Origin of the sequence: Streptomyces sp. NBC_01506, from assembly GCF_045040295.1 — a bacterium.
Classification (GTDB): Bacteria; Actinomycetota; Actinomycetes; order Streptomycetales; family Streptomycetaceae; genus Streptomyces.
This window is the reverse complement of the sequence record NZ_CP109422.1, coordinates 5206181-5230364: the sequence shown is the minus strand read 5'-3', so window position 1 is coordinate 5230364 and position 24184 is coordinate 5206181. Positions and strand designations below refer to the sequence as shown.

General features: G+C 70.1%; 27 protein-coding genes, 1 tRNA gene and 1 pseudogene. 21 read left to right on the top strand and 8 right to left on the bottom strand.

The features are described from left to right. Positions 1-348 precede the first annotated feature (348 nt). The 18 genes and pseudogenes from OG329_RS23105 to OG329_RS23020 all read left to right on the top strand — a co-directional run bounded on the left by OG329_RS23105 (position 349) and on the right by OG329_RS23020 (position 13579). Positions 349-819 (top strand): transcriptional regulator, encoded by a 471-nt coding sequence (locus OG329_RS23105; RefSeq protein WP_405797730.1) that lies wholly within the window; start codon positions 349-351, stop codon positions 817-819. Between the two features lie 77 nt (positions 820-896). After that, a complete protein-coding gene (locus tag OG329_RS23100) occupies positions 897-1079 on the top strand; it encodes a hypothetical protein (protein WP_405797728.1) in 183 nt (60 codons plus the stop codon). Positions 1080-1175: 96 nt separating this feature from the next. Continuing rightward, positions 1176-1445 (top strand): DUF6284 family protein, encoded by a 270-nt coding sequence (locus tag OG329_RS23095; protein WP_405797727.1) that lies wholly within the window; start codon positions 1176-1178, stop codon positions 1443-1445. After that, on the top strand, positions 1442-1792 hold the full coding sequence (locus tag OG329_RS23090; RefSeq protein WP_405797726.1) for a hypothetical protein: 351 nt from the start codon (positions 1442-1444) through the stop codon (positions 1790-1792). Before OG329_RS23095 ends, OG329_RS23090 begins: the two co-directional genes overlap by 4 nt. Beyond that, entirely contained in the window at positions 1789-3153 is a 1365-nt protein-coding gene (locus OG329_RS23085; protein WP_405797724.1) for a hypothetical protein, read from the top strand. Before OG329_RS23090 ends, OG329_RS23085 begins: the two co-directional genes overlap by 4 nt. Next, positions 3153-3545, top strand: coding sequence for an RRQRL motif-containing zinc-binding protein (locus OG329_RS23080; RefSeq protein ID WP_405797722.1), 393 nt, complete (start codon positions 3153-3155; stop codon positions 3543-3545). The genes OG329_RS23085 and OG329_RS23080 overlap by 1 nt, the downstream gene beginning before the upstream one ends. Before the next feature lie 97 nt (positions 3546-3642). Continuing rightward, positions 3643-4044, top strand: coding sequence for a DUF6251 family protein (locus OG329_RS23075; protein ID WP_405797720.1), 402 nt, complete (start codon positions 3643-3645; stop codon positions 4042-4044). Then, the gene (locus OG329_RS23070; RefSeq protein WP_405797718.1) at positions 4041-4235 is read left to right on the top strand and encodes a hypothetical protein; all 195 of its coding nucleotides are present in this window, start codon (positions 4041-4043) and stop codon (positions 4233-4235) included. Before OG329_RS23075 ends, OG329_RS23070 begins: the two co-directional genes overlap by 4 nt. Positions 4236-4320: 85 nt before the next feature. After that, positions 4321-4737, top strand: a complete 417-nt coding sequence (locus OG329_RS23065) for a hypothetical protein (RefSeq protein WP_405797717.1) — start codon at positions 4321-4323, stop codon at positions 4735-4737. Between the two features lie 17 nt (positions 4738-4754). Beyond that, positions 4755-5090: a hypothetical protein gene (locus OG329_RS23060; RefSeq protein WP_405797715.1), complete on the top strand. Its 336-nt coding sequence runs from the start codon at positions 4755-4757 to the stop codon at positions 5088-5090. A gap of 335 nt (positions 5091-5425) precedes the next feature. Beyond that, positions 5426-7318 (top strand): FtsK/SpoIIIE domain-containing protein, encoded by a 1893-nt coding sequence (locus tag OG329_RS23055; protein ID WP_405797714.1) that lies wholly within the window; start codon positions 5426-5428, stop codon positions 7316-7318. A gap of 202 nt (positions 7319-7520) precedes the next feature. After that, positions 7521-7925: an ASCH domain-containing protein gene (locus OG329_RS23050; protein ID WP_405797712.1), complete on the top strand. Its 405-nt coding sequence runs from the start codon at positions 7521-7523 to the stop codon at positions 7923-7925. 152 nt (positions 7926-8077) lie between these two features. Beyond that, on the top strand, positions 8078-8863 hold the full coding sequence (locus OG329_RS23045; protein ID WP_405797711.1) for a hypothetical protein: 786 nt from the start codon (positions 8078-8080) through the stop codon (positions 8861-8863). After that, positions 8860-9716: pseudogene (locus tag OG329_RS23040) on the top strand (bifunctional DNA primase/polymerase). Before OG329_RS23045 ends, OG329_RS23040 begins: the two are co-directional and overlap by 4 nt. Next, the gene (locus OG329_RS23035; RefSeq protein ID WP_405797710.1) at positions 9713-10072 is read left to right on the top strand and encodes a hypothetical protein; all 360 of its coding nucleotides are present in this window, start codon (positions 9713-9715) and stop codon (positions 10070-10072) included. Before OG329_RS23040 ends, OG329_RS23035 begins: the two are co-directional and overlap by 4 nt. Next, positions 10069-11598 carry a YfjI family protein gene (locus tag OG329_RS23030; protein WP_405797708.1) on the top strand — a complete coding sequence of 510 codons (1530 nt, stop codon included), beginning with the start codon at positions 10069-10071 and terminating at the stop codon, positions 11596-11598. The genes OG329_RS23035 and OG329_RS23030 overlap by 4 nt, the downstream gene beginning before the upstream one ends. Positions 11599-11918: 320 nt before the next feature. Next, positions 11919-12119: a helix-turn-helix domain-containing protein gene (locus tag OG329_RS23025; protein WP_405797707.1), complete on the top strand. Its 201-nt coding sequence runs from the start codon at positions 11919-11921 to the stop codon at positions 12117-12119. Positions 12120-12181: 62 nt separating this feature from the next. Then, positions 12182-13579, top strand: a complete 1398-nt coding sequence (locus OG329_RS23020; RefSeq protein WP_405797705.1) for a tyrosine-type recombinase/integrase — start codon at positions 12182-12184, stop codon at positions 13577-13579. A 46-nt stretch (positions 13580-13625) separates the two neighbouring features. On the opposite strand, the gene OG329_RS23015 is transcribed toward OG329_RS23020, so the two are convergent. Further along, positions 13626-13699, bottom strand: a tRNA-Thr gene (locus OG329_RS23015). Positions 13700-13903: 204 nt separating this feature from the next. Here OG329_RS23015 and OG329_RS23010 point away from each other — a divergent pair. From OG329_RS23010 to OG329_RS23000, 3 genes are all read left to right on the top strand, one after another. Continuing rightward, entirely contained in the window at positions 13904-15040 is a 1137-nt protein-coding gene (locus OG329_RS23010; protein ID WP_405797703.1) for an ABC transporter ATP-binding protein, read from the top strand. 209 nt (positions 15041-15249) lie between these two features. Then, complete coding sequence (locus tag OG329_RS23005; protein ID WP_405797701.1) at positions 15250-15672, top strand: hypothetical protein; 423 nt, start codon at positions 15250-15252, stop codon at positions 15670-15672. A gap of 38 nt (positions 15673-15710) precedes the next feature. Next, complete coding sequence (locus OG329_RS23000; protein ID WP_405797699.1) at positions 15711-16427, top strand: NDP-sugar synthase; 717 nt, start codon at positions 15711-15713, stop codon at positions 16425-16427. 184 nt (positions 16428-16611) lie between these two features. Here the strand turns inward: OG329_RS23000 and OG329_RS22995 are convergent, their stop codons facing one another. From OG329_RS22995 to OG329_RS22965, 7 genes are all read right to left on the bottom strand, one after another. Further along, positions 16612-18372, bottom strand: coding sequence for a DoxX family membrane protein (locus OG329_RS22995; RefSeq protein ID WP_405797697.1), 1761 nt, complete (start codon positions 18370-18372; stop codon positions 16612-16614). A 140-nt stretch (positions 18373-18512) separates the two neighbouring features. After that, positions 18513-19463, bottom strand: coding sequence for a 23S rRNA (guanosine(2251)-2'-O)-methyltransferase RlmB (rlmB, locus tag OG329_RS22990; protein ID WP_405797695.1), 951 nt, complete (start codon positions 19461-19463; stop codon positions 18513-18515). Between the two features lie 205 nt (positions 19464-19668). Beyond that, positions 19669-21087 (bottom strand): cysteine--tRNA ligase, encoded by a 1419-nt coding sequence (cysS, locus tag OG329_RS22985; protein ID WP_405797694.1) that lies wholly within the window; start codon positions 21085-21087, stop codon positions 19669-19671. Between the two features lie 116 nt (positions 21088-21203). After that, positions 21204-21608: a PPOX class F420-dependent oxidoreductase gene (locus OG329_RS22980; protein WP_405797692.1), complete on the bottom strand. Its 405-nt coding sequence runs from the start codon at positions 21606-21608 to the stop codon at positions 21204-21206. Positions 21609-21749: 141 nt separating this feature from the next. Next, positions 21750-22301, bottom strand: coding sequence for a 2-C-methyl-D-erythritol 2,4-cyclodiphosphate synthase (gene ispF / locus OG329_RS22975; RefSeq protein WP_405797691.1), 552 nt, complete (start codon positions 22299-22301; stop codon positions 21750-21752). After that, the gene (ispD, locus tag OG329_RS22970) at positions 22291-23046 is read right to left on the bottom strand and encodes a 2-C-methyl-D-erythritol 4-phosphate cytidylyltransferase (RefSeq protein ID WP_405797690.1); all 756 of its coding nucleotides are present in this window, start codon (positions 23044-23046) and stop codon (positions 22291-22293) included. The genes ispF and ispD overlap by 11 nt, the downstream gene beginning before the upstream one ends. 486 nt (positions 23047-23532) lie before the next feature. Further along, positions 23533-24015 (bottom strand): CarD family transcriptional regulator, encoded by a 483-nt coding sequence (locus tag OG329_RS22965; protein ID WP_003953493.1) that lies wholly within the window; start codon positions 24013-24015, stop codon positions 23533-23535. Positions 24016-24184: the final 169 nt, after the last annotated feature.

Genomic DNA, 24184 nt, shown 5'->3' with positions numbered 1-24184 from the left:
TGGTCGTTTCTTGAGAACTCAACAGTGGACACAAATTGGGCCGCCCGCCTCGATTCGGCGGCCAGTGCGGCTCACGTCCGCGCAAGGCAGCCCTGTGCTGCACGTCGTTGACCAGCCCCTACCGCTTCTGCGGGCTGGGTTGGTCGTCGGCGTGGGGATGCAGGAAGCCCCATCACACACGAGTGCGTCGCCCGGAGAGGCAACTCCGGGCGACGCCTTACAGGCACCTGACAAGGAGGCACCTGTGGTCATCAGTTTGACAGAGGAGCAAGAGGAAGAGATGCGGCGTCTGGTCGCTGAGGCGAACAAGCGCAGTGCGGACGCCGCGCGTGGGCGGGGTGGTCGGTGATGGCCGCCGCCACGTTCGCCGCCGTGTTCGTCGCCCTGTACGTCGGCCATTCGGTCGGGGATCACTGGGTTCAGTCGTCGTGCCAGGCCGCCGACAAGGGGAAGCCGGGGTGGGTCGGCCGTCTGGCCGATGCCCGGCACGTCCTTGGTCTGACGCTCACGAAGGCGGTAGCGCTGCTGCTGGTCGTCTTCCTGCTTGACCTTCGGGTGAGCGCCCTCGGTCTTGTCCTGGGGTTCGCGGTCGACGCGGTCACCCACTGGTGGGCCGACCGCCGGTCGACGCTCGCGTGGCTGGCCAGGGTGACCGGGAAGGGTGAGTTCTACCGCCTGGGGACGCCGGCGCACCCGGCGGCCCCGGCCACCGCAGAGGGCGGGTACGCCCCGACGCTCGGGACCGGCGCCTACGCGCTGGACCAGTCCTTTCACCACGTGTGGCTGCTGGTCGGCGCGCTGATCATCGCGTCCGTCTGACGGCTGCCTGTAGTCCCGGCTCCGCCGGGGCTGCGGGGAACCGGACAGTCCGGGCCCGTGATCCGAGGGAGAGTCCCATGCCGAAGTACCGCTTCACCGCCGAAGACCTCGCTGACGCCTTGAACCCTGGGGAGATCACGAGCGCGAGCGGCACGCTGAGCGCATCGTCGCCGCAGGCCGCCAAGAAGGCGGTTGAGAAGAGTCTGCGCTCAAGGGGATACGAGCCGACCGGCAACGTCACGGTCACCGCCCAGAAGTAGCCCCGCCCACACCCCACCCGCAACGGCGCGCGGCCCCGGAGTTGCACCTCCGGGGCCGCTGGTGAGCCGTGCCACCTGCTAGGGAGTACCCGACTCATGAATCACATCGTCACCGTTGAACAGGCCGTTACCGCCTTCGCCCCGTGGCTTGAGCCCACCGACGCGGAGCTGGACGCGGTCGAGCTGGAGATGCCCGCGATCCTCGCGGACGTCGACCTGCTGGACGCGCAGATCACCGCCATGGACCGGCCGGCCAACGAGCTGGACACCCGCCGTATCCGCCGGGCCCGGCACCGCGCGCTGACCGCCCGCCGGGAGCTCTCGAACCAGGGCGCCACCGTGAGTGTGCCGGGGGGTGCGGCATGAACGGGGTCCTGACGCTTGACGCGCTGGCCGTGCCGTTGCGGGCTCTGCGCCTGCTCGCGGTCGACTTCGGTCACCTGCCGGCGCCCGCGCTGGACGTGTCCACGATCTTCCCGAACCGGCTGGTTCTTTCGCTCCACGGGACGACCGTGGGCGAGAGCTTCGCCGCTTTCGAGCAGTGGCGCCACGCCCTGAACATCGAGCCGGACGCCGTCGACTTCCACGTCCAGAGCGGGGGCCGTGCCGCCGCTCTGGAAGCGCACGGAACGTACGGGGGCGCGGACATCGAGCTGGTCGCCTACGCGGCCGTTCCGCAGGCGGCGGACACCGGCGCGGGGGTGGCGGCATGAGCGACTACCGCCAGGAACGACGCGCCGACCAGGCCGCCGAGGCGGAGCAGCGGCGGATCGACGCCGCTGCCGCTGAGGAGCGGCGCGTGGTCCGGCAGCGGGCCGCCGACGAGCGGGCGGCCCGGTTGCGTGAGCAGCAGTCCGCCGAACGGGCCGCCGCCCAGCGGGCGCGGGCCGATGCCCGGTCCGACCGCAGCGCGGCGCGGGGTGCGGCCCTGACCGCCGGGAACGTGTACCGCAAGGGCACTTTGGCGCTGGTCACCGCGTCCGCGCTCGGCAGCCTGCCCGCGCAGGTCCTGCACTTCGTGCACATCTCCCCGATGCTGCTGCCCCTGCCGTTCGCGATCGAGGGCGCCGCGTGGGTCATGGCGGCCGGCGTCGCGTACGCCGATGAACGCGGTCTGCCGGGCTGGGTACGGTGGCTGCTGCGCGGACTGGTCGGCGTGGCCGCCGGTTTCGCCGCCTCGGTCAACTACAGCTACGGCACCGGTCTTGACGGGCTGTCCCCGTCCGACGCGGCGACGGCCGGTATCGGGCTCGCCGCCGTGACGCTGCTCGGGCCGGTCCTGTTCGAGGTCCGCCAGTGGGTGTCGACGCTCTCCGCGAAGGCGGGTGAGGGCGACCAGCGGCAGCAGCGTCGGCACGACCGGCGCCGCCGCCGTCACCACAAGACGGTTGCCCGACTCGCCGACCGACTGACGTCCGCCGCCCCGCTCGGCAGCCTCCCTGCCGAGGACGCGTGGGCCCGCGCATGGTCGATCGTCCACGGCACCGACGAGCCCGGTATGACGCCGCAGCTCCACCGGTACGCGGTCCGGTCGACCACCGCTCTCACCGACGCCATGCGCGAACCGACTCCCGCCGCCCCGGCGCGGACCGGTATCGCCCGGCGGGTCGCGGACTGGCTGATGCACCGCCAACCCATCCCGACCACAAACAGCCACAAAATGATCGCGATTGGCATCAATCAGTCTATGTCTGACCTGGGAGAGTCGACCCCGGAACCTGCCGCCGCGCCCGCTCCGGTCGGCCTTCCCGACCCGACTCCGGTCGACGCGAGCGCACCGGTCGTACCGGTCGGGTCGCCCCCCGTTCTCGCGTCGGTCGCCGCCGAGTCGCCCCGCCCGCGCCGGGCGACCGGTCGGGTACCGGACGCCGCACGCACACCCCGAACGAAGCGCACACCCGACCAACTTCTCACCGAGGCACGGGAGTTGACGGCCGACTGGTCGGACCGCGCCCTGACGGCCGACGCGATCCGCAAGGCCGTCCACACGTCGGCGGAGAAGGCGCGCGGACTGCGTGACACTCTGCGCGCCGAACGCGCCACCGGAGCGGACGGGGCGGGGGTGGCTGCCTGATGACCGCCCGGTTCTTCGACCCGGACGGCGACATGTACGGCATCCCGACCTTCCCGTTCCACATGGCCCCGGACGGCTACGCCACCCGCCGTCAACTCCGCGCCTCCGGGCTTCGGCCCGGCGGCCAAGGCGTCGCCGCACAACTCCTGTGGTACTCCAACCGCCGCCGGAAGTCGGGCTCCCCGCCCGCCCTGCGCGTCGCCTACCTCTACCACCGCGACCGCGCCCTGCCGGTACGGCCGATGACCCCGGCCAAGTGGGCGGCTCTCGCCAGGGCGAACGCCGCTCAACGCGTCTGTCCCGAGTGCCACCACGACGCCGGATACCGCATCCCCACGTCGCTCGGCATGTGCGTCCCGTGCGCCACCCCCGAGGAACAGCACGCCGCCTGACCAGCTCGTCCGCCCCGGCAACGTGCCGTGAGGGCGCCGGATCGAATCCGGCTCGGGGCACTCCCCGCACCACCTGGTCACCCGAGAGGACACCACCATGGACCAACTCCCCATGCCCGCGCCGTTGGTGCGACGGCCCGATGGGACGTATGCCTACGCCACCGAGACGGACCTGACCCCTTACCAGGCGCCCGCCGCGCCCACGGTTCCGGCGGGTCCGCAGGTCGTTCACCAGCACATCCACCAGGCCCCGCCGGACCGCACGGTTCAGCGGATCGCGCTCGGCTCCGGCATGGGCGCCGGAACCGTCGCGGCCGGCGTGTACTTCGGCCCGCTCCTCGTCGGCGCCCTGACCGCCATCGCCGCGAACCTGGCCATCCTCACGTTCCTCGCCGTCGCCCTGACCTGGGGCGTCGTATCTGTCGTGCGCTCCGTGGGCGGTGCGGACGGCACGGCCGCCGCGCACAACGTGCGCAAGGCGCGTCGGGGGAAGTCGTGAGCGGCTTCCAGGCAGGCGAAAAGGTGCGGATCACCTCCTGCCAGGACGACCCGCGTGCGGCCGGTCGAACCGGCCGGATCGTGGACGAAGTCCCGCCCGGACCGCTGACCGAGGGCCGCTGGACCGTGAACGGGATCAGCCTGCTCATCGGCCCGGTGCTGTGCCACACCAGCGAGTTGCGGCCCGCCTGACGGCTGCCTGATCCGCCCGTCCCGTACGGGCGGTGAGGGGAGCCGACCAGGCCCGCCATCACCCGCTGAACCGGGAGGACTCCCGATGAATCATCTGCCTCGCTTGTTCGCCGACTACCTGACGTTGTGGCGGGACATCGTCCGCTTCCCGCGTCAGGTGCTGCTGAACCGGTCGCACTCGATCGCGTCCATCACCGCCATCGGCGGGTTCTGCGCGGTTGATCTGTTGATCGCGCATCCCTTCGCGACGGCCGTCACGTACCTCGCGCTGGCCGTGTTCGTTCCGTCCGCGATCGTCTCGGTCGCCGGTTCTGTTGCCCACTCCCTGTGGGACCGGGGCCTGATCTGGGCGGACATCGAATGCGAGTGGTGCGGCGACGACCCCGACGACGACGGACCTGATGACGCTCTCGGGCCCGAGGACCCGGACGACCCCCACGGCCTCATCCGGGAGATCAAGGCCTACCTGAGCGACCAGCACACCCTCGCCCTGACCCGCTGATCTGGGAGGACACCGTCATGTCGAGTGACACCTACCGCAGCTACACCCCCGCCGAGCGTCGTCAGCGTGCCCGTGCCCTGTTCGGTGGGGTGCGCCAAGCCGCCGCCGACGCCGACACCACCCGCTACGACCGGGCCATCGACCGTATCGACGCCGCCGCCGAGGAGCGCGGCGCGCGTGAACTGGCCGCGATGCGAGGCCAGTTGGAGAAGGACCGGAACGCGGTCGCCGCCGCGAAGACCACCGTGCGCACGAGCGACCGGTCCGGCCGTGACGCCGCCAGGAAGGCGATGCGCACGGCTGAGGACGCGCTCAAGCGAACGGAGAAGGCCGCGCGGCGCCTCGGACTCTGACCACCCCCGGACGGCCGGCGACTTTGCCGGTAGACGGCCGTCCGGGGTTCCCGCCGCTCCACTTCAGAGAGCAGGAGGCATTCATCATGACCGACTTGATAGCGGAGGTTCCAGCCGTGGGTACCGTGCACCGCCTTGACGACCACCGGCCCGAGGCTGAAACGCCAGTCGTGAAGCCGGTGGAAGACACCACCCCTCCGGGCTCGGACGGGGCACCGGTCGAGACGTCGGCGGCCCGACGTGGCGGGCTCCGCAGGGTTCTGACCCACCGCCGGACGCGCACTGCGGCCCGTCTGGTTGCCCGGCACGGTTCGTACGTGGTCGGTGGCGGGCTCGTGCTGACGAAACGTGCGTGGGACGGCCGGACGACGGCCGTTCATCAGCGGATGATCAAAGCGGCCGAAGTGTCCGGGCAGCAGGAAGTGGCCGCTGAGTGGCAGGACCGGGCCGACCGGTTTCGCCAGGCCCGTCATGCCCGGCGGATGGCGCTGGTCACCGGTATCCCCGGCATGGCCAAGGCCGGTGTCATCGGCGTGGCTGCGGCGGAGGGTGCGCTGCTGGGCATCGGGACCGTCATGGCGGCCTCGGGCGGTGATATCGGCGATGTGATCGCGCCGACGATGGGCGTGGTCGACTTCATCTACACCATGTGCATGATCGTCGGTGTGGTCGGGGGTCCGGCCATGGTCCTCGCCCCGTGGCTGGCCGTTCTCGGGTTGTGGGCCGTGGGTAGGTCCCGTGGTGCGGCCCCGAAGTGGGCGATGCCCGTCGCCAAAGGGGATGGGCAGGATGTTGTCCCTGATGAGGGCGCCATTCTGGACGCGCTTCGGCACCTGGGTATCGCTCCGCTGAACAAGGCGGTCAAGGAAGGCTGGCAGCCCCGTTGGGTCTCCGGTACCGGCCGTCTGGGCAACGGCTGGCACACCCAACTCCAGCTCCCGCTGGGGGTCACGGTGGAGATGGTCAACGGCAAGAAGGCCGTCCTCGCGCACAACCTGCTGCGCAAGCCGGTGGAGGTGTGGCCGACCGAGCCGCACAACCAGCCCGGTGTGCTGGACCTGTGGGTGGCCGACCAGGGCTCGTTGTCGGGGAAGGTGCCGGACTGGCCGCTGCTTGCCGCGGGTGAGGCCGACTACTTCAAAGGCGTGCCCCTGGGGGTGTCCCAGCGTGGTGAGCCGGTGGCGGGCAAGCTCATGGCCGCCAACTACATGGTCGGCGGCATCATGGGCTCGGGTAAGTCCTCGCTGGTCGTGGGCCTGCTGCTCGGTGCGATGCTCGACCGGCTGGTCGAGATCGAGGTCTACGTCATGGCCTACAACGTCGACTACGACGTGATGAAGCCCCGACTTCGGACCCTGGTCAAGGGCGACGAGGACGAGCAGATCGAGGCCGCGCTGAAAGCGCTGCGGTCCCTGCGGGATGAGGTCACCCAGCGCGGGAAGCTCCTGGATGAGATGGGCGGGGACGAAGTGGCCCTCACGCGCGGGATCGCGGAGCGGGATCCGAGGATGCGCCCGAAGGTGGTCGTGTTCGATGAGTGCCACGAGCTGTTCATGCACAAGAAGTTCGGTGAGGAGGCCGCCGAGCTGGCGGTGAAGGTGATGAAGAAGGCCCGCAAGGTGGGCATCACCCTGATCTGGGTGACGGTCTCCCCAACGGCGGACAGCATCCCGAAGGACGTCACCCGCAACACGAGCCACCGTGTCGCGTTCGCGGTCGGGGACCACATCGCCAACGACGGGCTGCTCGGCACCGGCAAGCACAAGGCGGGCATCACCGCGACCACCCTCAACCCTGCCGAGAACATCGGCACGGCCCTGACGGTCGGATTCACCAAGAATCCCTTCGAACTGGTCCGGGCCTACTACGTCAAGAAGGACACCAAGACCGACCAGATCACCCCCGTCGTCAACCGCGCCCTGGCCCTGCGCGACGGCATCACCCCCGCCGCCGGCGGTACCACCAACGAGCCCGCCGACCACCCGGCCAACATCCTCACCGTCCTCGGTGACAGGGCCACCATGCGCTCCACCGAAGTCCTGGCCGCCCTGATGGCGACCTGGCCCGACCAGTACAGCAAGTGGACCTTCGCCGACCTGACCGGAGCCCTCGCGGAGATCGGAGCAGAGCCCCGCAAGCTCTCCGGGATCATGACCGTCCGCCGCTCCCGCGTCCTCGAAGGCATCGAAGACCGCGACGAGGACACCGCCGAAAGTGACGCTTCGTAAGGGGAGGTAGTAGGGGAGGCGGGGAGTTCTCCCCTACTACCTCCCCTCCACCGCCTCCCCGCGCCTGATCAGCACAGATCAACGCTAGGGGAGGCAGGGGAGGCACCCCTCCACACCTCGGGAAACCCCGGAAACAGCGCCTTCCTGGGGAGACTCCCGCCTCCCTCCCTGCACGCACAGTAACCATCGGGAGGAACGCAGTATGCGGTCACTGACCATCAAACAGCCGTGGGCCGACGCGATCACCCACGGCACGAAACGCGTCGAAAACCGGTCCTGGACCACCCGCTACCGGGGCCCGGTCCTCATCCACGCCGGGGCCACTTACGACCCCATGGGCCGGTTCATCATCACCGACCGGGAAGCCCTGGCCGCGTGGCCGGACACACGCCGCGCGGTCATCGCCACCGCCGAACTCGTCGACATCCACGCAGCATCGGCTGGCGGATGCTGCGCCCCGTGGAGTGAACCCAACGCCTACCACTGGGCACTCACCCAAGTCCGCACCCTCTCCGAGCCCGTACCGGCAACAGGGCGCCTGCGCCTGTGGACACCCACCACCGACCTCCTGCGCGCCGTACACAACCAACTCGAACCCGACCAGTAGCACGACCGAGGGCGGCCCCCGTCTCGCCAAAGCCGGGGCCGCCCTCGTCTGCCAGCACCCATCACAGGACTGGAGACATTCAGCATGACTCAACCGACCTTGATCCGGCGACCCCGCCGGGAGCTCCCGACCCACGCGGTCCGGGAGGCGTCGTGAAGTTCTACCTGACCACCCACAAACGCCACTGGGTGAAGCTCACCGACAAGCCGCTGTTCTTGAAGTCAGAGCACTTCGTGAAGGCGGTCAAGCTGCCCGAAGCCCTCGGCCCCTATGCCGTGGACTCCGGTGGTTTCTGGGAGCTCCAGGAACACGGCCGCTGGACCCGCAGCCCCCGGCAGTACGTCGCGGATCTGCGCCGCATCTGGGAAGGAGTCGGCCCCTTCGACTGGGCGGCCCCGCAGGACTGGATGTGTGAACCGCTCATCATCCACGGCGGCACGGCCGGGCCGCTCAGGTTCGTCGGCACCCATCTGAGCGTCGCCGAACACCAGCGCCGGACCGTCGCGAACTACCTCGAACTGCGTTCGCTGGCACCGGAGTTGCCGATCATCCCCGTGTTGCAGGGCTGGGAACTCCAGGACTACGAGCACTGCGTCGACCTGTACGACCGGGCCGGTATCGACCTCACGGCGGAACCGCTCGTCGGGCTCGGCTCGGTCTGCCGCCGCCAGTCCACCCGCGAAGGCGCCGAGATCGTCACCACGCTTGCCGGGCACGACATCAAGCTCCACGGCTTCGGCTTCAAAACCCTCGGGCTGGAGAAGGTCGGCCACCTCATGGCCACCGCCGACTCCATGGCCTGGAGCTACCACGCCCGCAAACGCCCACCCATGCCCGACCACACGCACAAGAACTGCGCCAACTGCATCGAGTACGCCCTCAAGTGGCGTGAGCGGGTCCTAGGCGGACTGCCTCCGCAGATGGGAGCTCCCGCATGAGTGAGTACCTGCGAACCGCCCTGGAACTCGCTACGGCGGGTGTGCCGGTGCTGCCGCTGCGCTCGGGGAAGCTGCCATTCGGGAACTGCCCGGCATGCCGTGACAACGCTTGCGGCGACCGTCCGCACATGAAGCGCGCGGGCGCGTGCGTCTGCCCGGCGCCGTGCCACGGATGGGCCGCCGCAACCACCGACACGACCGTGCTTACCTCCCCGCCGTGGGCGGGCGCGTGGCGTGAGGCGCGGGCGGTCGCCTACTACCCCGGCGGTGCTGGGCTGACCGTCGTGGATCTCGACAACGCCGCCGCCGTGGCATGGGCGCGTGAGAGCCTTCCGCCGACCCGGATCGTGGCCACGACGCGTGGGGAGCACTGGATCTACCTCGGTGCCATGCGGTCCGCCAACAACGTGCGTCCCGGTGTGGACATCAAGTCCCTTATGCAGTACGCCCGTTGGCTCGGGTCGGGCACGGGCACGATCGTCCGTCTGCCGGACGCCGTGCGCGCGCTGGTTGAAGGTGAAGAGACCACCCCCGCCGGCGGAGGGGTGGTCTCTTCACCCCCGGAGCGCGCCGCGTGGGATGCCTCGGTGGCCACCGGCTGCGTCATACCGAACGCTACGTACGCACCGGTCTGGAGCGGGGCACGGCCCTGATCCGCTCTCGGAGTGAATCGGGCGCCGGGTCGCAGGCGTTCGGCGTTGCTCAGTTCCTTGCCCGGCAGCACGCGCAGTGCCCCGGACCCTGCGGACTGGACGTCCTCGGCTCGCACATCATCAGCGTCGCCGTCTCGGTCGGCGTCCCTGAGGCGTACGCGGCTCGTGCCGTCGCCAACGGTCTGGGGAGGGCGGCATGAGCGTGCTGCCGGAACCGGAACAGCTCGCCCTAGACGGCGCCCCGCCCGCGCCCCCGGCGTTGCCCCGTGCCGGGCGTGCGGTCGTTGTCGGGAAGTCGTCGGCCGCAGGCCGTCCTTCTCAGCCTGTCCGCCATGACCCGCAGACGTCCACGGGCCGCACCGAGGTCGTGGGCTGGCTGCGGGTTGTGGCACCGCCGGACTGGTCGGCCAAGGTGTCCGGCCAGTCGTGGTGCCGGTGCGGGTACGACCGGACCGCGATCGGCCGTGCCGCCGTGCAGCAACTCGTAGAAGCCCACACCGACCACCGCGCACACTGCCCGCTGCTCGACGGCGGGGAAGGGAGCTTGGCCGCATGAGCACCACTGATCTGTGGGAAGGGTTCGACGCGCTCGATCCCGAGACCATCACCGGCCCGGTGTGGGACGAACCCGTACCGCTGTCCGCCCGCCGGGAGCTCCCGGCGTTCCCCGTGGACGCGCTCCCCGACTGGCTGCGGAACATGGCGTCCGAGGTCGCGGAGGAGACACAGACCCCGGTGGAGCTGGCCGGGTGCCTGGCCCTGGCGGTCATCGCCACCGCCGCCGGCGGACGCGCCACCGTGTGCGTGCGCGGTCACTGGCGCGAGCCGGTCAACATCTACACCGCCGTCGCACTCGATCCCGGCAACCGCAAGTCCGCCGTATTCGGGCTCATGGTCGACCCGCTGTTGGCGGTGGAGAAGATGCTGGTGGAACTCTCCGCACCCGTCCGGGCGGAAGCCGAGACAACCGCGAAGCTTGCCAAGGCGGCGGCGGAGAAGGCCGCGCAGAAAGCCGCCTGCGCCGAACCGGAGAAGCGCGACCAGCTCACTGCCGAAGCCGTCAGTCTCGCGCAGACAGCGGAGAGCCTGAGCGTTCCCGCCGTGCCGCAACTCGTCGCGGACGACGTGACACCGGAGGCCATCGGCTCACTCCTCTACGGGCAGGGTGGACGCATCTCCGTCATGTCCGCAGAGGGCGAGATCTTCGACATCATGGCCGGCCGCTACAGCGGGAAGTCGAACATCGGGATGTTCCTCAAGGGCCACGCCGGGGACATGATCCGCGTCAACCGGCAGGGCCGCGACAGCGAGCACATCGAACACCCCGCCGTCACCATGGGCCTGGCCATCCAGCCCCAAGTCCTCGACTCCATCGGCCGCATGGAAGGAGCCGAGGGGCGCGGGCTCCTCGCGCGGTTCCTGTACTCCCGGCCCGAATCCCTCGTCGGCCGCCGCAACCTCACCCCCGCGCTCCTGTCCGAGGAAACCGCCACCACCTACGCCAAACGCCTCGGTGGCCTGGCCATGGCCTTGGCGGACTGGACCGACCCCGCGCTGCTGACGCTCACTCCGGAGGCGGACGCGTTGATGCTCGCCTACCAGAAGGTCACCGAGTCTCGACTCGGCAAGGGCGGGAGCCTCTACCCGATCATCAAATGGGCGTCCAAGCGCGACGGCGCCGTCGCCCGGATCGCGGGACTCCTGCACCTGGCCACGCACCCGGACAACGGATGGACGCTGCCCATCGAGGCGTCCACGATGGCCGCCGCGACAGAGCTGGGTGACTACTTCACCGCTCACGCCGTGGACGTGTTCGACGCCATGGCAGCGGACCCCGCGCAGGAAGCCGCCCACCACGTCCTCACGCACCTGCGGGAGATGCGGCCGGCCGACTTCACCAAACGGGCTCTGTTCCGGGGCCTGTCCCGCGCGGACTTCCCCGCCATGGCCGACCTGGACCCCGCCCTGGCGCTGCTCGAAGAACACGGATGGGTCCGGCAACAGCCCCTCCCGCCCCGCACCGGACGGGGCCGGCCGCCGTCCCCGCGCTACCAGGCCCACCCCCGCCTCACCACCGGCTGACAGAAACCCCCCACCCGCTGACAGAAATGACAGAAATCCCGCGAACCGGCCCTGACCTGCGGAAACAGCCGCTCCGGGGCGCGTGACAGAAACAATAAGAAGTCCGACAGAAACCCGGCACCTCCCCCGATCCGATCCGGCACCGCCGGGCCGGACGGCCCCGGATGGGATTTCTGTCAGATTTTCCGCGATTTCTGTCACGCCCCCACCCGAGGCCAAAACCCCAGCTCAGAGGCCCAATCAGCGATTTCTGTCATTTCTGACAGCCCATCCGGCATTTATCGCGCCCGCCGCACCCAGCGCCGAGGAGGCATGCACCGATGAGCACCGCATCCCCGCCCGCCGACCAACTGCTCTACACCCCCGCCGAAGCAGCAGCCGTTCTCCGCTTCGGCCGCTCAACTGTCTACGAGCTGATGGCCGCCGGGGTCTTGAAGTACGTCAAGCAGGGCCGCTGCCGGCGCATCCGTCGCAGCGACCTTGAGTCGTACGTGAACCACCTCGAACCCCTGCCCCGCTGATCAGCACCAACAAGGCGGCCCCGGACGATCTGTCCGGGGCCGCCTCTCGCATGGAGGAGCACATGAGCCCCCGCAAGCCGAACATGGAATCCACCATCTACCTGGGCAGTGACGGGTGGTGGCACGGACGCGTCACCATGGGAATCCGGGACGACGGCAAGCCCGACCGCCGCCACCGTCGCGCCCGCACGGAACCGGAGATCAAGCGCAAGGTGAAGGCGCTGGAAGCACTCCGGGACAAGGGCCGTGCGCCGAAAGCCGGGCGCAAGCCGACCGTGGCCGGGTGGATGGAGACCTACCTCACCGACATCGCGAGCCTTAAGCTCAAGCCTCGTTCCCTGGATGACTACTGGTCCAAGACCCGTAACGACATCGTTCCCGGCATCGGTGCCCACCGACTCGACAAGCTCCAGCCCGAGCACCTGGAGAAGATGTACCGGTCCATGCTCGACGCCGGACACGCCCCCTCCCACGTGCTGAAGGTGCACAGGATCTTGTCGCGTGCCCTGAAGATCGCCCACCGCCGCCGGATCATCGGCGAGAACGTCGCCACCCTCGTGGACCCACCGTCCGTGGACGAGACCGAAGCGAACCCCTTCACCCAGGAACAGGCCAAGGCGTTTCTCATCGCGGCGGCCAAGCGGCCCACGTTCATGCGCTGGATCGTCGGCGTCGGCATGGGCTTCCGACAGGGCGAGACGCTGGGACTGCGCTGGTCGTACGTCGACCTCGACAACGAGCTGTTCCACCCGCGTTGGCAGCTCCAGCGCCTCACCTGGCGCCACGGCTGCCCCGACCCGCACGCCTGCGGGGGCCGCCTCCACCGGTTCGCCCCCTGCCCGCCCGACTGCGCCACGCACAAGGGCTACACGCGCGGCTGCCCCAAGCCCTGTGCGAAGAAGTGCGCCCGTCACGCGAGCACCTGCCCGCAGCGAAAGGGGGGCGGACTGGTCTTCACCCGACCGAAGACGAAGAAAAGCCAGAACCCCGTCCCCATCCCGCCGCCGTTCATCCCGCCCCTGCGCGAACACAGGGCGGGTCAGGAGGAAGCCAAGGCCGCCGCGGGCGACTCCTGGCAGGAGAACGACGTGGTGTTCACACGCCCGGACGGGCGCCCGCTCGACCCGCGCGCCGACTGGGAGGAGTTCAAGGAACTTCTGGAGGAAGCGGGGATCAGCGACCGCCGCCTGTACGACGGAAGCCGCCACACCGCCGGCACGATCCTCAACGAACTCGGGGTCGACCTGGTGACCATCATGGAGATCCTGCGCCACACCCAAGTCAGCCAGACCCGCCGCTACGTCAAGGGCCGCTCAACCCTCTCCAAGGACGCCATGCAACGCATGGGAGACGCATTCTTCCCCACCCACGAGTCGATCGCAGAACCCGCGACTGAGACCAGAACTGAGACCACCGACAGCCGCGCGGCACGTGCGCGACGGCGCCGACGCATCCGCTGAACACAGAACCCCAGCTCGGACGGGGTCCGGGCTGGGGTTCCTGTTGAGCCCCCTGTCGGATTCGAACCGACGACCTACGCATTACAAGTGCGTTGCTCTGGCCAACTGAGCTAAGGAGGCGTGCGGGAAAACTATAACCGGCACGGATCACAGGTCGGCCGGGAATTTCGTCGCGGCTCACCTACTGACAGATCCTGAAACGCGAGGTAGCGTCACCTCAAGTTCATCCAGGTGGACTAGACCCTTCCTCCGTTCTTCGCGGAGGAGCCATTCCTTTACTCGGATCGTCCGGCACGTTCCTGCCGGTGAAGGGACCACATCACCATGGCCACTGTCTCGTTCGACAAGGCGACCCGTGTGTACCCGGGTTCCACCAAGCCCGCCGTCGATCAGCTCGAGCTCGACGTCGCGGACGGCGAGTTCCTCGTGCTCGTCGGGCCTTCCGGCTGCGGCAAGTCGACCTCCCTGCGCATGCTCGCGGGGCTCGAGGACGTCAACGGCGGATCCATCCGCATCGGTGACCGCGACGTCACGCACCTGCCGCCCAAGGACCGGGACATCGCGATGGTGTTCCAGAACTACGCGCTCTACCCGCACATGTCGGTCGCCGACAACATGGGCTTCGCGCTCAAGATCGCCGGCATCAACAAGGCCGAGATCCGTAAGAAGGTCGAAGAGGCCGCGAAGATCCTCGACCTCAGTGAGTACCTGGACCGCAAGCCGAAGGCGCTCTCCGGTGGTCAGCGCCAGCGTGTGGCCATGGGTCGCGCCATCGTGCGTGAGCCGCAGGTGTTCCTCATGGACGAGCCGCTGTCGAACCTCGACGCCAAGCTCCGTGTCTCGACCCGTACGCAGATCGCCTCGCTCCAGCGCCGACTGGGCATCACGACGGTGTACGTCACGCACGACCAGGTCGAGGCCATGACCATGGGCGACCGGGTCGCCGTCCTCAAGGACGGTCTTCTTCAGCAGGTGGACTCGCCGCGCAACATGTACGACCGTCCCGCCAACCTCTTCGTCGCCGGCTTCATCGGCTCCCCGGCCATGAACCTGGTCGAGGTCCCGATCACCGACGGCGGTGTGAAGTTCGGCAACAGCGTCGTCCCGATCTCCCGTGAGGCGCTGTCCGCCGCGGCCGACCGCGGTGACAGCACCGTCACCGTCGGTGTCCGCCCGGAGCACTTCGACATCGTGGAGCAGGGCGGCGAGGCCGCCAAGTCGCTGTCGAAGGACACCGAGGACAAGCCGGCCGGTCTGGCTGTCACCGTCAACGTCGTCGAGGAACTGGGCGCCGACGGTTACGTGTACGGCGACGCGCAGGTCGGCGGCGAGCACAAGGACCTGGTGGTCCGCGTCAACGGCCGTGCCGTTCCCGAGAAGGGCGCCAAGCTGCACGTCGTGCCGCGTCCGGGCGAGACGCACGTCTTCGCGTCGTCCACGGGCGAGCGCCTCAGCGACTGAACGCAGGACTGAACGTAAGAGCGTATGAACGGCCCCGCACCGACCGTGCGGGGCCGTTTGCGTATGCCGCTCGCGCGGACAAATACCCCGGCACACCGGTCATTTCGAATCGTGTGCGTCAACACCCGATTCGAAAAGCCCTGTCGAACCATCCCTCGGCCGAGTGACTAAATGTCGCCAAATCATCACTGACCGCTACGCTCGCCTGCGTGACCCACACTGCCCGCCGAATCGGCCGAAGTCTCGCCCTCGTACTGCCCGTCGTCCTCGTACTCTCCGGAACCCTGGCGGTCGCGACCGTCCCGTGGGCCGCGAAGAGTTCCGAGGCACAGATTCTCACCGCGTCCTCGGACAAGGCGTCCGTACGCGCCAAGTCCCGTGCCCCGCAGGACGTTCTGCGCGACAAGCTGCTCGTGGAGCTTCAGGAGAAGGACCCAGGAATCGCCCTGACCCACCTCCAGCGCCAGATCGAGGAGCGCCCCTCGCTCGCCAAGCACTGCATGTCCCTGGCCCGCGCGCTCGGCCGGGCCGCGGTCGCGCACTACGGTCCCACCCGCGCGCAGTCGTTCTCCCGCCCCGTCTGCGACACCTCGTTCGCCTACGGGGTCTCCCAGCAGACCGCGGGGCACTGAGCACCGGCTCCCCGGCCGACCCGCCTATCGTTCACGGCATGATGACGTTTCCGACGCAGGCCGTGGTCCTCGCGGGCGGCCAGGGTTCGCGGCTGCGCCCGTACACCGACGACCGTCCCAAGCCGATGGTCGAGATCCCCGGGACGGGGACCCCGATCATCGGCCATCAGCTTGCCTGGCTGGCCGCCGAGGGCGTCACGGACGCCGTTGTCTCGTGCGGCCATCTCGCCGAGGTGCTTCAGCAGTGGCTGGACGCGTCGGAACTCCCCCTGCGTGTCACGACCGTGGTGGAGAAGGAGCCGCTGGGGCGCGGCGGTGGCCTCAAGTACGCCGCCGCCCGACTGCCCGAGCCCGGTCGGCCGTGGTTCGCCACCAACGGCGACATCTGGACCCGTTTCTCGCTGCGCGACATGGCCGCGTTCCACGCCGAGCGCGACGCCACCGCGACGCTCGCCCTGGCCCGGCCGCGGATTCCCTGGGGGGCCGTGGAGACCGACGAGTTCGGCCATGTGCTGGACTTCATCGAGTCGCCGCCGTCGCCGTATCTGATCAACGCGGGTGTGTACGTGTTCTCTTCGGCGTTCGCGAGTCTGCTGCCCGACCGCGGCGACCACGAGCGGACGACCTTTCCCAAGCTGGCGCGCGAGCGGAAACTGGCGGGCTTCCCGCTGCCGCAGGGCGCGTACTGGCGGGCCATCGACACCGCGAAGGACCTCACGGAGGCGGCCAAGGAGCTGGCCGCCGCCGCCCGTTGACGTTCATGGCGGGAGTGGCGGGAGTGGAGCGCTCCTGACGGGCCCTGTGGGGCCCGGAGACCCCCTGGCCCCCCTGGGAGCGGTACGGGACGTTCCGGGCCCGCAGACGGGCATACAGCGCGCGTACGAGGGCGGCCACCCGATCCCGCCGGGTGGCCGCCCTCGTACGCGCTCCGGTCGCCGCTCAGCCGAGCAGGCCGCCGATCGGGTTCTTGGCGCCGCCACCGCCGCCGGTGGACGAGCCGCCCCCGCCGCCCGTGCTGCCGGTGCTGCCGCCGCCGTCGCCTCCGCCGGTCGTGCCGCCGCCTCCGCCTCCGCCGCCCGTCGAGCCACCGCTCGTGGCGGGGCCCTGGCTGCCCGACGGCGGTGGTGCCTGCTGCGCTGTCCGCGGGGGTGCCTGGCCGGTGCCCTGGGACTGGCTGGGCTGTCCGGCCGCGCCGGTGCGGCCGGGTTCGCGGGCCGGGTCCGTGCCCGGCGTCGACTGCTCGGCCGCCGGGCCGCTGGTCTGGCCGGCCGTCGGCGCGGCGCTGCCGCCGTTCTGCCGGGTGTCGCCGGTGGGCGAGCCGGACGCGCTGCTCTTGCCGGACTTCTGCGGGAGCGGTGAGCCGGGCAGTTGGTTGACCGGGTTGTTCGGGCCGGGCACGGTCACCATGTCCGTGGACCGTACGGCTCCGCCGAGCATCGAGCCGATGAGCAGCGTCAGACCGATGACGACGGTCGCCACGATCGCGCCGCGGCGCAGGACCCGGCGCCGCAGGTCCCTCAGGGGCGAGCGCGGGCCGAGCTTGCGCCATGCCTCGCCGGCCAGGCGTCCGTCCATCGAGTAGACCGGGGCGCCCGCGATGATCAGCGGGGACCAGGCGGCCAGGTAGATGATGTCGGGCGCGTCGTAGACCGGGACGGTGCGCCAGCTCACGGTGAGGATCAGCGCGGCGGAGAGCAGCGCCCCGAAGCAGGCGGCGAGCCGCTGCCAGAGGCCGAGGACGGTGAGCACACCGGCGACGACCTGGAGGAACGCGACGCTGAGTCCGGCGCCGACGGGGTGTGACAGGGCGAAGTCGCGCAGGGGTTCGGCGAGCGCCCACGGCTGGAGCGAGGTGAGCCAGGTGACCATGGAGCCGCGCTTGCCGCCGTCGAAGTAGACGGGGTCGCAGAGCTTGCCCATGCCCGCGTAGATGGAGATGAGGCCGAGGAAGACGCGCAGCGGCAGGAGCACCACGCCGAGGTTCATACGGCGGCCCGGGTAGTAGGCGTGCCGTACGGCGGCCTCGGCGGCCTGTGCCCCCGAGATGTCGTGGCGCGGGTCGTCGTAGTCCCCGCCGTCGTAGCCATGACCGTCGCGGCCGTAATCGCGGTCGTAGTCGCGCTCGTACTCGCGGTCGTCACGGTCGTCGTGCCCGCCGCGGTGGCGTGCGCCGCCCGCGCCGTACGTGTCGTACTCCGGTGCGTCGTACGCGCCCACGGCCTGGCGCATGGGAGGCAGCAGAGGGGTGTCGGACCCCGCGCCGCCACCGCGCCGCGGCACGCGGGGCGTCGGCATCGTGTCTTCCCCCACGTCGATGCGCGGGATGACCTGGGTGGAGCCGGTGGCCCCCGTCTCGTACGGGCCGCCCGGCCCTTCGGCGAGGGCGGCGCCCGCCGTTGTCGCGGAGGAGTTCCGTACGGCCTGGAGGAGCCCGGTGGCTCCGAGGTCGCCCGGCTCCGACCTGCCGCTCCAGACGACCGGGGCCCGGCGGCGGACCGCGCCTCCGGGGCCGCTCATCGCGGGGATCCGCGCGGTGTCCGCGGTGGCGCGTGCGGGGCTGGGGCGCTGGCTCGTTGCGAGCTGCACCCGAAAGCTGGCGTGGTTCACGATGACCTGCGCGGGATCGCAGTCCACCTTGACCATGCTCAGCGGGGGCTGTTCGTCGAACCCGGGCCGGGGCGTTCTGGTGTCCACACTCATCTAACCGAGTGACTTGTGTTTAGGACACTGCCTTGACGGCCGGTAAATGTCCGAGACCCGTCAAGAGTGCCGGGACGGGGACATCTGTACGAAGGTGGCCCCCCGCCCCGGTACGAAGGCCGCCCCGCACCCCGCCCCGCTCAGGCGCGCCGGCGGGCCGCCTCGTACAGCACCACACCGGCCGCGACGCCCGCGTTCAGCGATTCGGCGCCGCCCGGCATCGCGATCCGCACCCGGTAGTCGCAGGTCTCGCCCACCAGCCGGGACAGGCCCTTGCCCTCGCTGCCGACCACGATCACGACCGGGCCGCCGAGCGCCGGGAGGTCGCCGACCTCGGTGTCCCCGTCGGCGGCCAGACCGACGACGGCCAGGCCCGCCTTCTGGTAACTCTCCAGCGCCCGGGTGAGGTTGGTGGCACGGGCGACGGGCGTACGCGCGGCGGTGCCGGCCGAGGTCTTCCACGCGCCGGCGGTCATCCCGGCGGCGCGCCGCTCGGGCACGACGACGCCGTGACCGCCGAAGGCGGTGACGGAGCGGACGACGGCGCCGAGGTTGCGCGGGTCGGTGATGCCGTCGAGCGCGACGATCAGCGGGTCCTCGCCCTCGTCGAAGGCGGCGGCGGCCAGGTCCTCGGGGTGCGCGTACTCGTACGGCGGGACCTGGAGGACCATGCCCTGGTGGTTGAGGCCGTTGGTCATGCGGTCCAGCTCGGGCCGGGGGGCCTCCATCAGATGGATGCCACCGCGGTCGGCGGCGAGCTGAAGGGCCTCGCGTACGCGCTCGTCGTTCTCGATGTACTGCTGTACGTAGAGCATCGTCGCCGGTACGCCGTCGCGCAGCGCCTCGAAGACCGGGTTGCGGCCGACGACCATCTCGCTGGTGCCCTTGCCGCCGCGCCGCGCGACCTGGCGGCGGGCGGTCAGCTTGGCCTTGGCGTTGGAGACACGGTTCTGCACATGGCCCTTGCGGGCGGACGCGGGCGGCGTCGGGCCCTTGCCCTCCAGGCCGCGGCGTCGCTTGCCACCGCTGCCGACCTGCGCGCCCTTCTTGTTGGACGTGCGGCGGTTCCTGCGTTGGCTGTTCCCGGCCATGACCTACCTGTTTCGTTGCTTTCGTCGGTTCGTGAGAAATTCACTTCGTTCACGTCGTTCACGTGAGTGTGCCGCCCGGCGGCCGGACAGCACAATCGCGGGCCGGCGGGCGGAGCCCCGCAGTGCCCGGCCCCTCCTCTTCAGGAGGCCGTGGCGCCCGCCTTCAGCAGACCGTGGTGTCCGCCCGGCTCAGCGCCCGCCCCGCTCAGCGCGGGCCCAGCGTCCACCGCGGGCCCGCCGGGCCGTCCTCGATGACCAGTCCGGACTGCTGGAGCTGGTCCCGGATGGCGTCCGCCGCGGCCCAGTCCTTGCGGGCGCGCGCCGCCTCGCGCTGGTCGAGCACCAGTCGTACGAGGGTGTCGACCACCCCGTGCAGGCTGTCCCGCCCGTCGGGGCCGTCCTCGCCGGCACCCGCTCCCGTCCAGTGTGCGTCCAGCGGGTCCAGACCGAGAACTCCGAGCATCGCGCGGACCTCGGCGAGGCGGGCGACCGCCGCCTCCTTGTCGTCGGCGGCGAGGGCCGAGTTCCCCTGCCGGACGGTGGTGTGGATGATCGCGAGGGCCCCCGGGACCCCCAGGTCGTCGTCCATCGCCTCGGCGAAGGCGGGCGGCACCTCGTCGGCGGGCTCGACGGTGTGGCCGGCCAGCTCGATGACGCGCTGGACGAAGCCCTCGATCCGCCCGAAGGCGGACTCGGCCTCGCGCAGGGCCTCCTCGCTGTACTCGATCATCGAGCGGTAGTGCGGCGTGCCGAGGTAGTAGCGCAGGACGATGGGGCGCCAGTGCTTGACCATCTCGCTGACCAGGACCGAGTTGCCCAGCGACTTGGACATCTTCTCGCCGCTCATCGTGACCCAGGCGTTGTGCAGCCAGTACGCGGCGAACTCGTCGCCGTACGCCTTGGCCTGCGCGATCTCGTTCTCGTGGTGCGGGAAGACCAGGTCGAGGCCGCCGCCGTGGATGTCGAAGGCGCTGCCGAGGTATTTGTGCACCATGGCGGAGCACTCCAGGTGCCAGCCGGGCCGGCCGGGGCCCCAGGGGGTCTCCCAGGACGGCTCGCCGGGCTTGGCGGCCTTCCACATCGCGAAGTCGCGCGGGTCGCGCTTGCCGGTCTCGCCCTCACCCGAAGGCTGGCGCAGCTCGTCGATGTCCTGGTTGGAGAGCTGGAGGTAGTCCGGGAAGGACCGCACGTCGAAGTAGACGTTGCCGTCGCTCACGTAGCCGTGACCGCGCTCGATGAGGCCGCGCATCATCTCGATCATCTCGGGGATGTGCCCGGTGGCGCGCGGCTCGTAGGTGGGCGGCAGGCAGCCCAGGACGTCGTAGCCGGTGTTGAAGGCGCGCTCGTTCTCGTAACCGATGGCCCACCAAGGGCGGTTCTGCGCGGCCGACTTGGCGATGATCTTGTCGTCGATGTCGGTGACGTTCCGCACGAAGGTCACGTCGTAGCCGCGGTGGGTGAACCAGCGCCGCAGGATGTCGAAGTTGAGCCCCGACCTGATGTGCCCGATGTGCGGTGCGGCCTGCACGGTGGCACCACAGAGGTAGATCGAGACACAGCCCGGGACGAGCGGGGTGAAGTCACGGATCTGCCGGGCGCCGGTGTCGTACAGCCGAATAGTCACGCGACAAGGGTAGTGCGCGCGGAGCAGTGCCCCGGGCCCCTTGGGGGCACGGGACACCGAAGCGTGACGTTGACCGCGTCCGGGTGTGCTCGTCGGGGGCGCCCGGCCGGTGGGTGTCACATGCGGCCGACGACCTTGCGCGGGGTGATCCGGATGACGACGCGCTCGCCGTCCTGGTCAGCGTTGGGGTTGTACTCGCGGTACGGCTTCCCGGTGTACTTCACCGCCAGCTCGTCGATCAGCTCCTGCCCGCCCTCCGTAGTGAGGGTGGCCGATCCGCGGATCTCGGCGTACGAGTACGGCGCGTCGAAGGGCTGGAGCATGACCGTCACCCTCGGGTCGCGCCGCAGGTTCTCCTCCTTACGGCGGCCGACGGCCGTCGAGATGAGGATGTCGTCTCCGTCGCGCTTCACCCATACCGGCGACACCTGGGGGCTGCCGTCGGGCTGGATGGTGGCGATCGCGACGAAGACGGGGCTGTCGAGAAGCTCCTTGAGCTTCTCGGAGAGAGCGGCTGCCATCGGTGGTGCCTTCCTGAGGAGGGGGTGCGCGGGCGGGGACGCACACGGCGGGGTGCGCGCCGCGGTACGCGTACCCCGCGATGCTTCCTCAACAGAAGCCGGTCGCCCGGTATTTCGTGCCCACGCCACGCGCCCGGCGGGTCAGCGCTCGCGCACCAGCAGCGCCGTCGCGATGGCGGCCAGGCCCTCGCCGCGTCCGGTCAGCCCCAGCCCGTCCGTGGTCGTGCCGGACACGGAGACGGGCGCGCCGACCGCTTCGGACAGCGCCTTCATGGCTTCGGCGCGCCGCTTGCCGATCTTCGGCCGTACGCCGATGACCTGGACGGCGACATTGCCGATCGCGAAACCCTCGGAGCGGACGATCCTGGCCGCCTCTTTAAGGAGGGTGACGCCGGAGGCGCCGGACCACTCGGGCCGCGAGGTCCCGAAGTGCGCGCCGAGGTCACCGGCGCCCGCCGCGGAGAACAGCGCGTCGCAGGCGGCATGGGCGGCGACGTCGCCGTCCGAGTGCCCGGCGAGGCCGTAGCCGTCGTTCTCGGGGCCGTCCCACAGCAGGCCGGCGCACCACAGCTCGCGCCCGGCCTCGAAGGCGTGGACGTCGGTACCGATGCCGATCAGGGGCAGACCGGCGACCACCGGTGCGTGCGGTGCGGGCTGTGCGGGCGGTGCGGGCTGTGCGGGCTCAGAATCCATCGTTGGCCCTCCTGCGGGCGAGTACGGCCTCGGCGAGCACCAGGTCCAGCGGCCGGGTCACCTTGAACGCCTCCTCGTGGCCCGGCACGACCACGACGGGCGCGCCGAGCTGTTCGACGAGCCCGGCGTCGTCCGTCGCGCCCTGGCCGGCGAGCGGCACGCTCAGGTGCGCGCGTACGAGCGTGTCCCGGTCGAAGCCCTGCGGGGTCTGTACGGCGCGCAGCCTGGCCCGCTCGGGGGTGGCGACGACAAGCTCGGGCTCGTCCTTCTCGCCGGGCTCCCTGGGCTCGACCTCTTTGACGGTGTCGGCGAGCGGCAGGGCGGGCACGACGGCGGGTGCGCCGGCCCGTACGGCGTCGACCACCGCGTCGACGGTGTCGACCGGCACGAGCGGCCGTGCCGCGTCGTGGACGAGGACGGTGGTGATGTCGTCCGGCAGGGCCTCCACACCGAGCCGTACGGACTCCTGGCGGGTATCCCCGCCGGGCACCACGAGATAGTCGGTGCGCGCGGGCAGCGAGTGCTCGCCCAGGAGCAGCTTCACCGTCGCCGCGTCGCCGGGCGGGGCCACCACGACCACGAGGGAGACCGCGCGGGAGGCCGCCATGGCCCGTACCGCGTGGACCAGCATCGGGGTGCCCCCCAGGGTACGGAGCGCCTTGGGGGCGCCGGGGCCGAGCCGTATGCCACGGCCCGCCGCGGGGATCACGGCGGCGGTGCGGTGTGGGCTCGATTCGTCTGACATCGGTTGCACTCCGGCAGGTTTGTTTCCTCGGCCGACATGGGTATGGCCTCAGCGTGCCGGGCGCGGCGCCTTGACCGGACCCTTCCGTGACACTGGTTGAGACAGGCTGCGCCAGCTACCCGGGCCCGGCACACCAGTGATCGGGCGCAGGCGCGTGTGTCGGATGCGAGTACGGATACGGACATACGGATACGGGGACTGCGGGATATTCGGTTGTGACGGCAGTGACGGCACATCACATCCGAGTAGATCTTAGGGCCGGACGGGGCTGGTGACCGGACGAGGCTGTGAAGAGATCCCGCCGCAGAGATTTCACTTGAGTGATTTCCTCTGTTCTCACCCCCGGGATCCGTGGAATCCTTGGGATTCCGTGACCTTCTCCGGGCATGCCGCAGTGCCCGGCGACGCAGCATGTAAATCACTGCTGGTCAGCGGGCACTGCGGCATTGATGCCTGCTCCTGCTGCACGCCCGGGTCAGGACCCGGTCAGGACGCGAGGACCTCGTCGAGCAGGGCCTCGGCCTTGTCCTCGTTCGTGTTCTCCGCGAGAGCCAGCTCGCTCACCAGAATCTGGCGCGCCTTGGCGAGCATGCGCTTCTCACCTGCGGAGAGTCCGCGCTCTCGTTCCCGACGCCAGAGGTCACGGACCACTTCGGCGACCTTGATGACATCGCCGGAGGCGAGCTTCTCAAGATTTGCCTTGTAGCGCCGGGACCAGTTCGTCGGCTCTTCTGCGTACGGTGCCCGCAGCACCTCGAAGACCCGGTCCAGCCCATCCTGACCGACCACATCGCGCACTCCGACGAACTCCGCATTGTCCGCCGGGACACGAACCGTCAGGTCGCCCTGGGCGACCTTGAGCACCAAGTAGGTCTTGTCCACGCCTTTGATCTGACGAGTTTCGATAGCCTCGATCAGCGCGGCCCCGTGATGGGGATAGACCACGGTGTCGCCAACCTTGAACGTCATGTGACAGGTACCCCTTCCGTGGCTATCCAGGGTAACACGGGAACGGCTTCTTCTGAATGGCGTTTTCGCAGGTCAGGACGGTTCTCGGGGCTTGACAACAGCAATAGGAACGTGCTGCGAGCGGGTTCCGGAACGGGGTATTCGCAGGTGGGAGCCGCTGCGAAGCCGG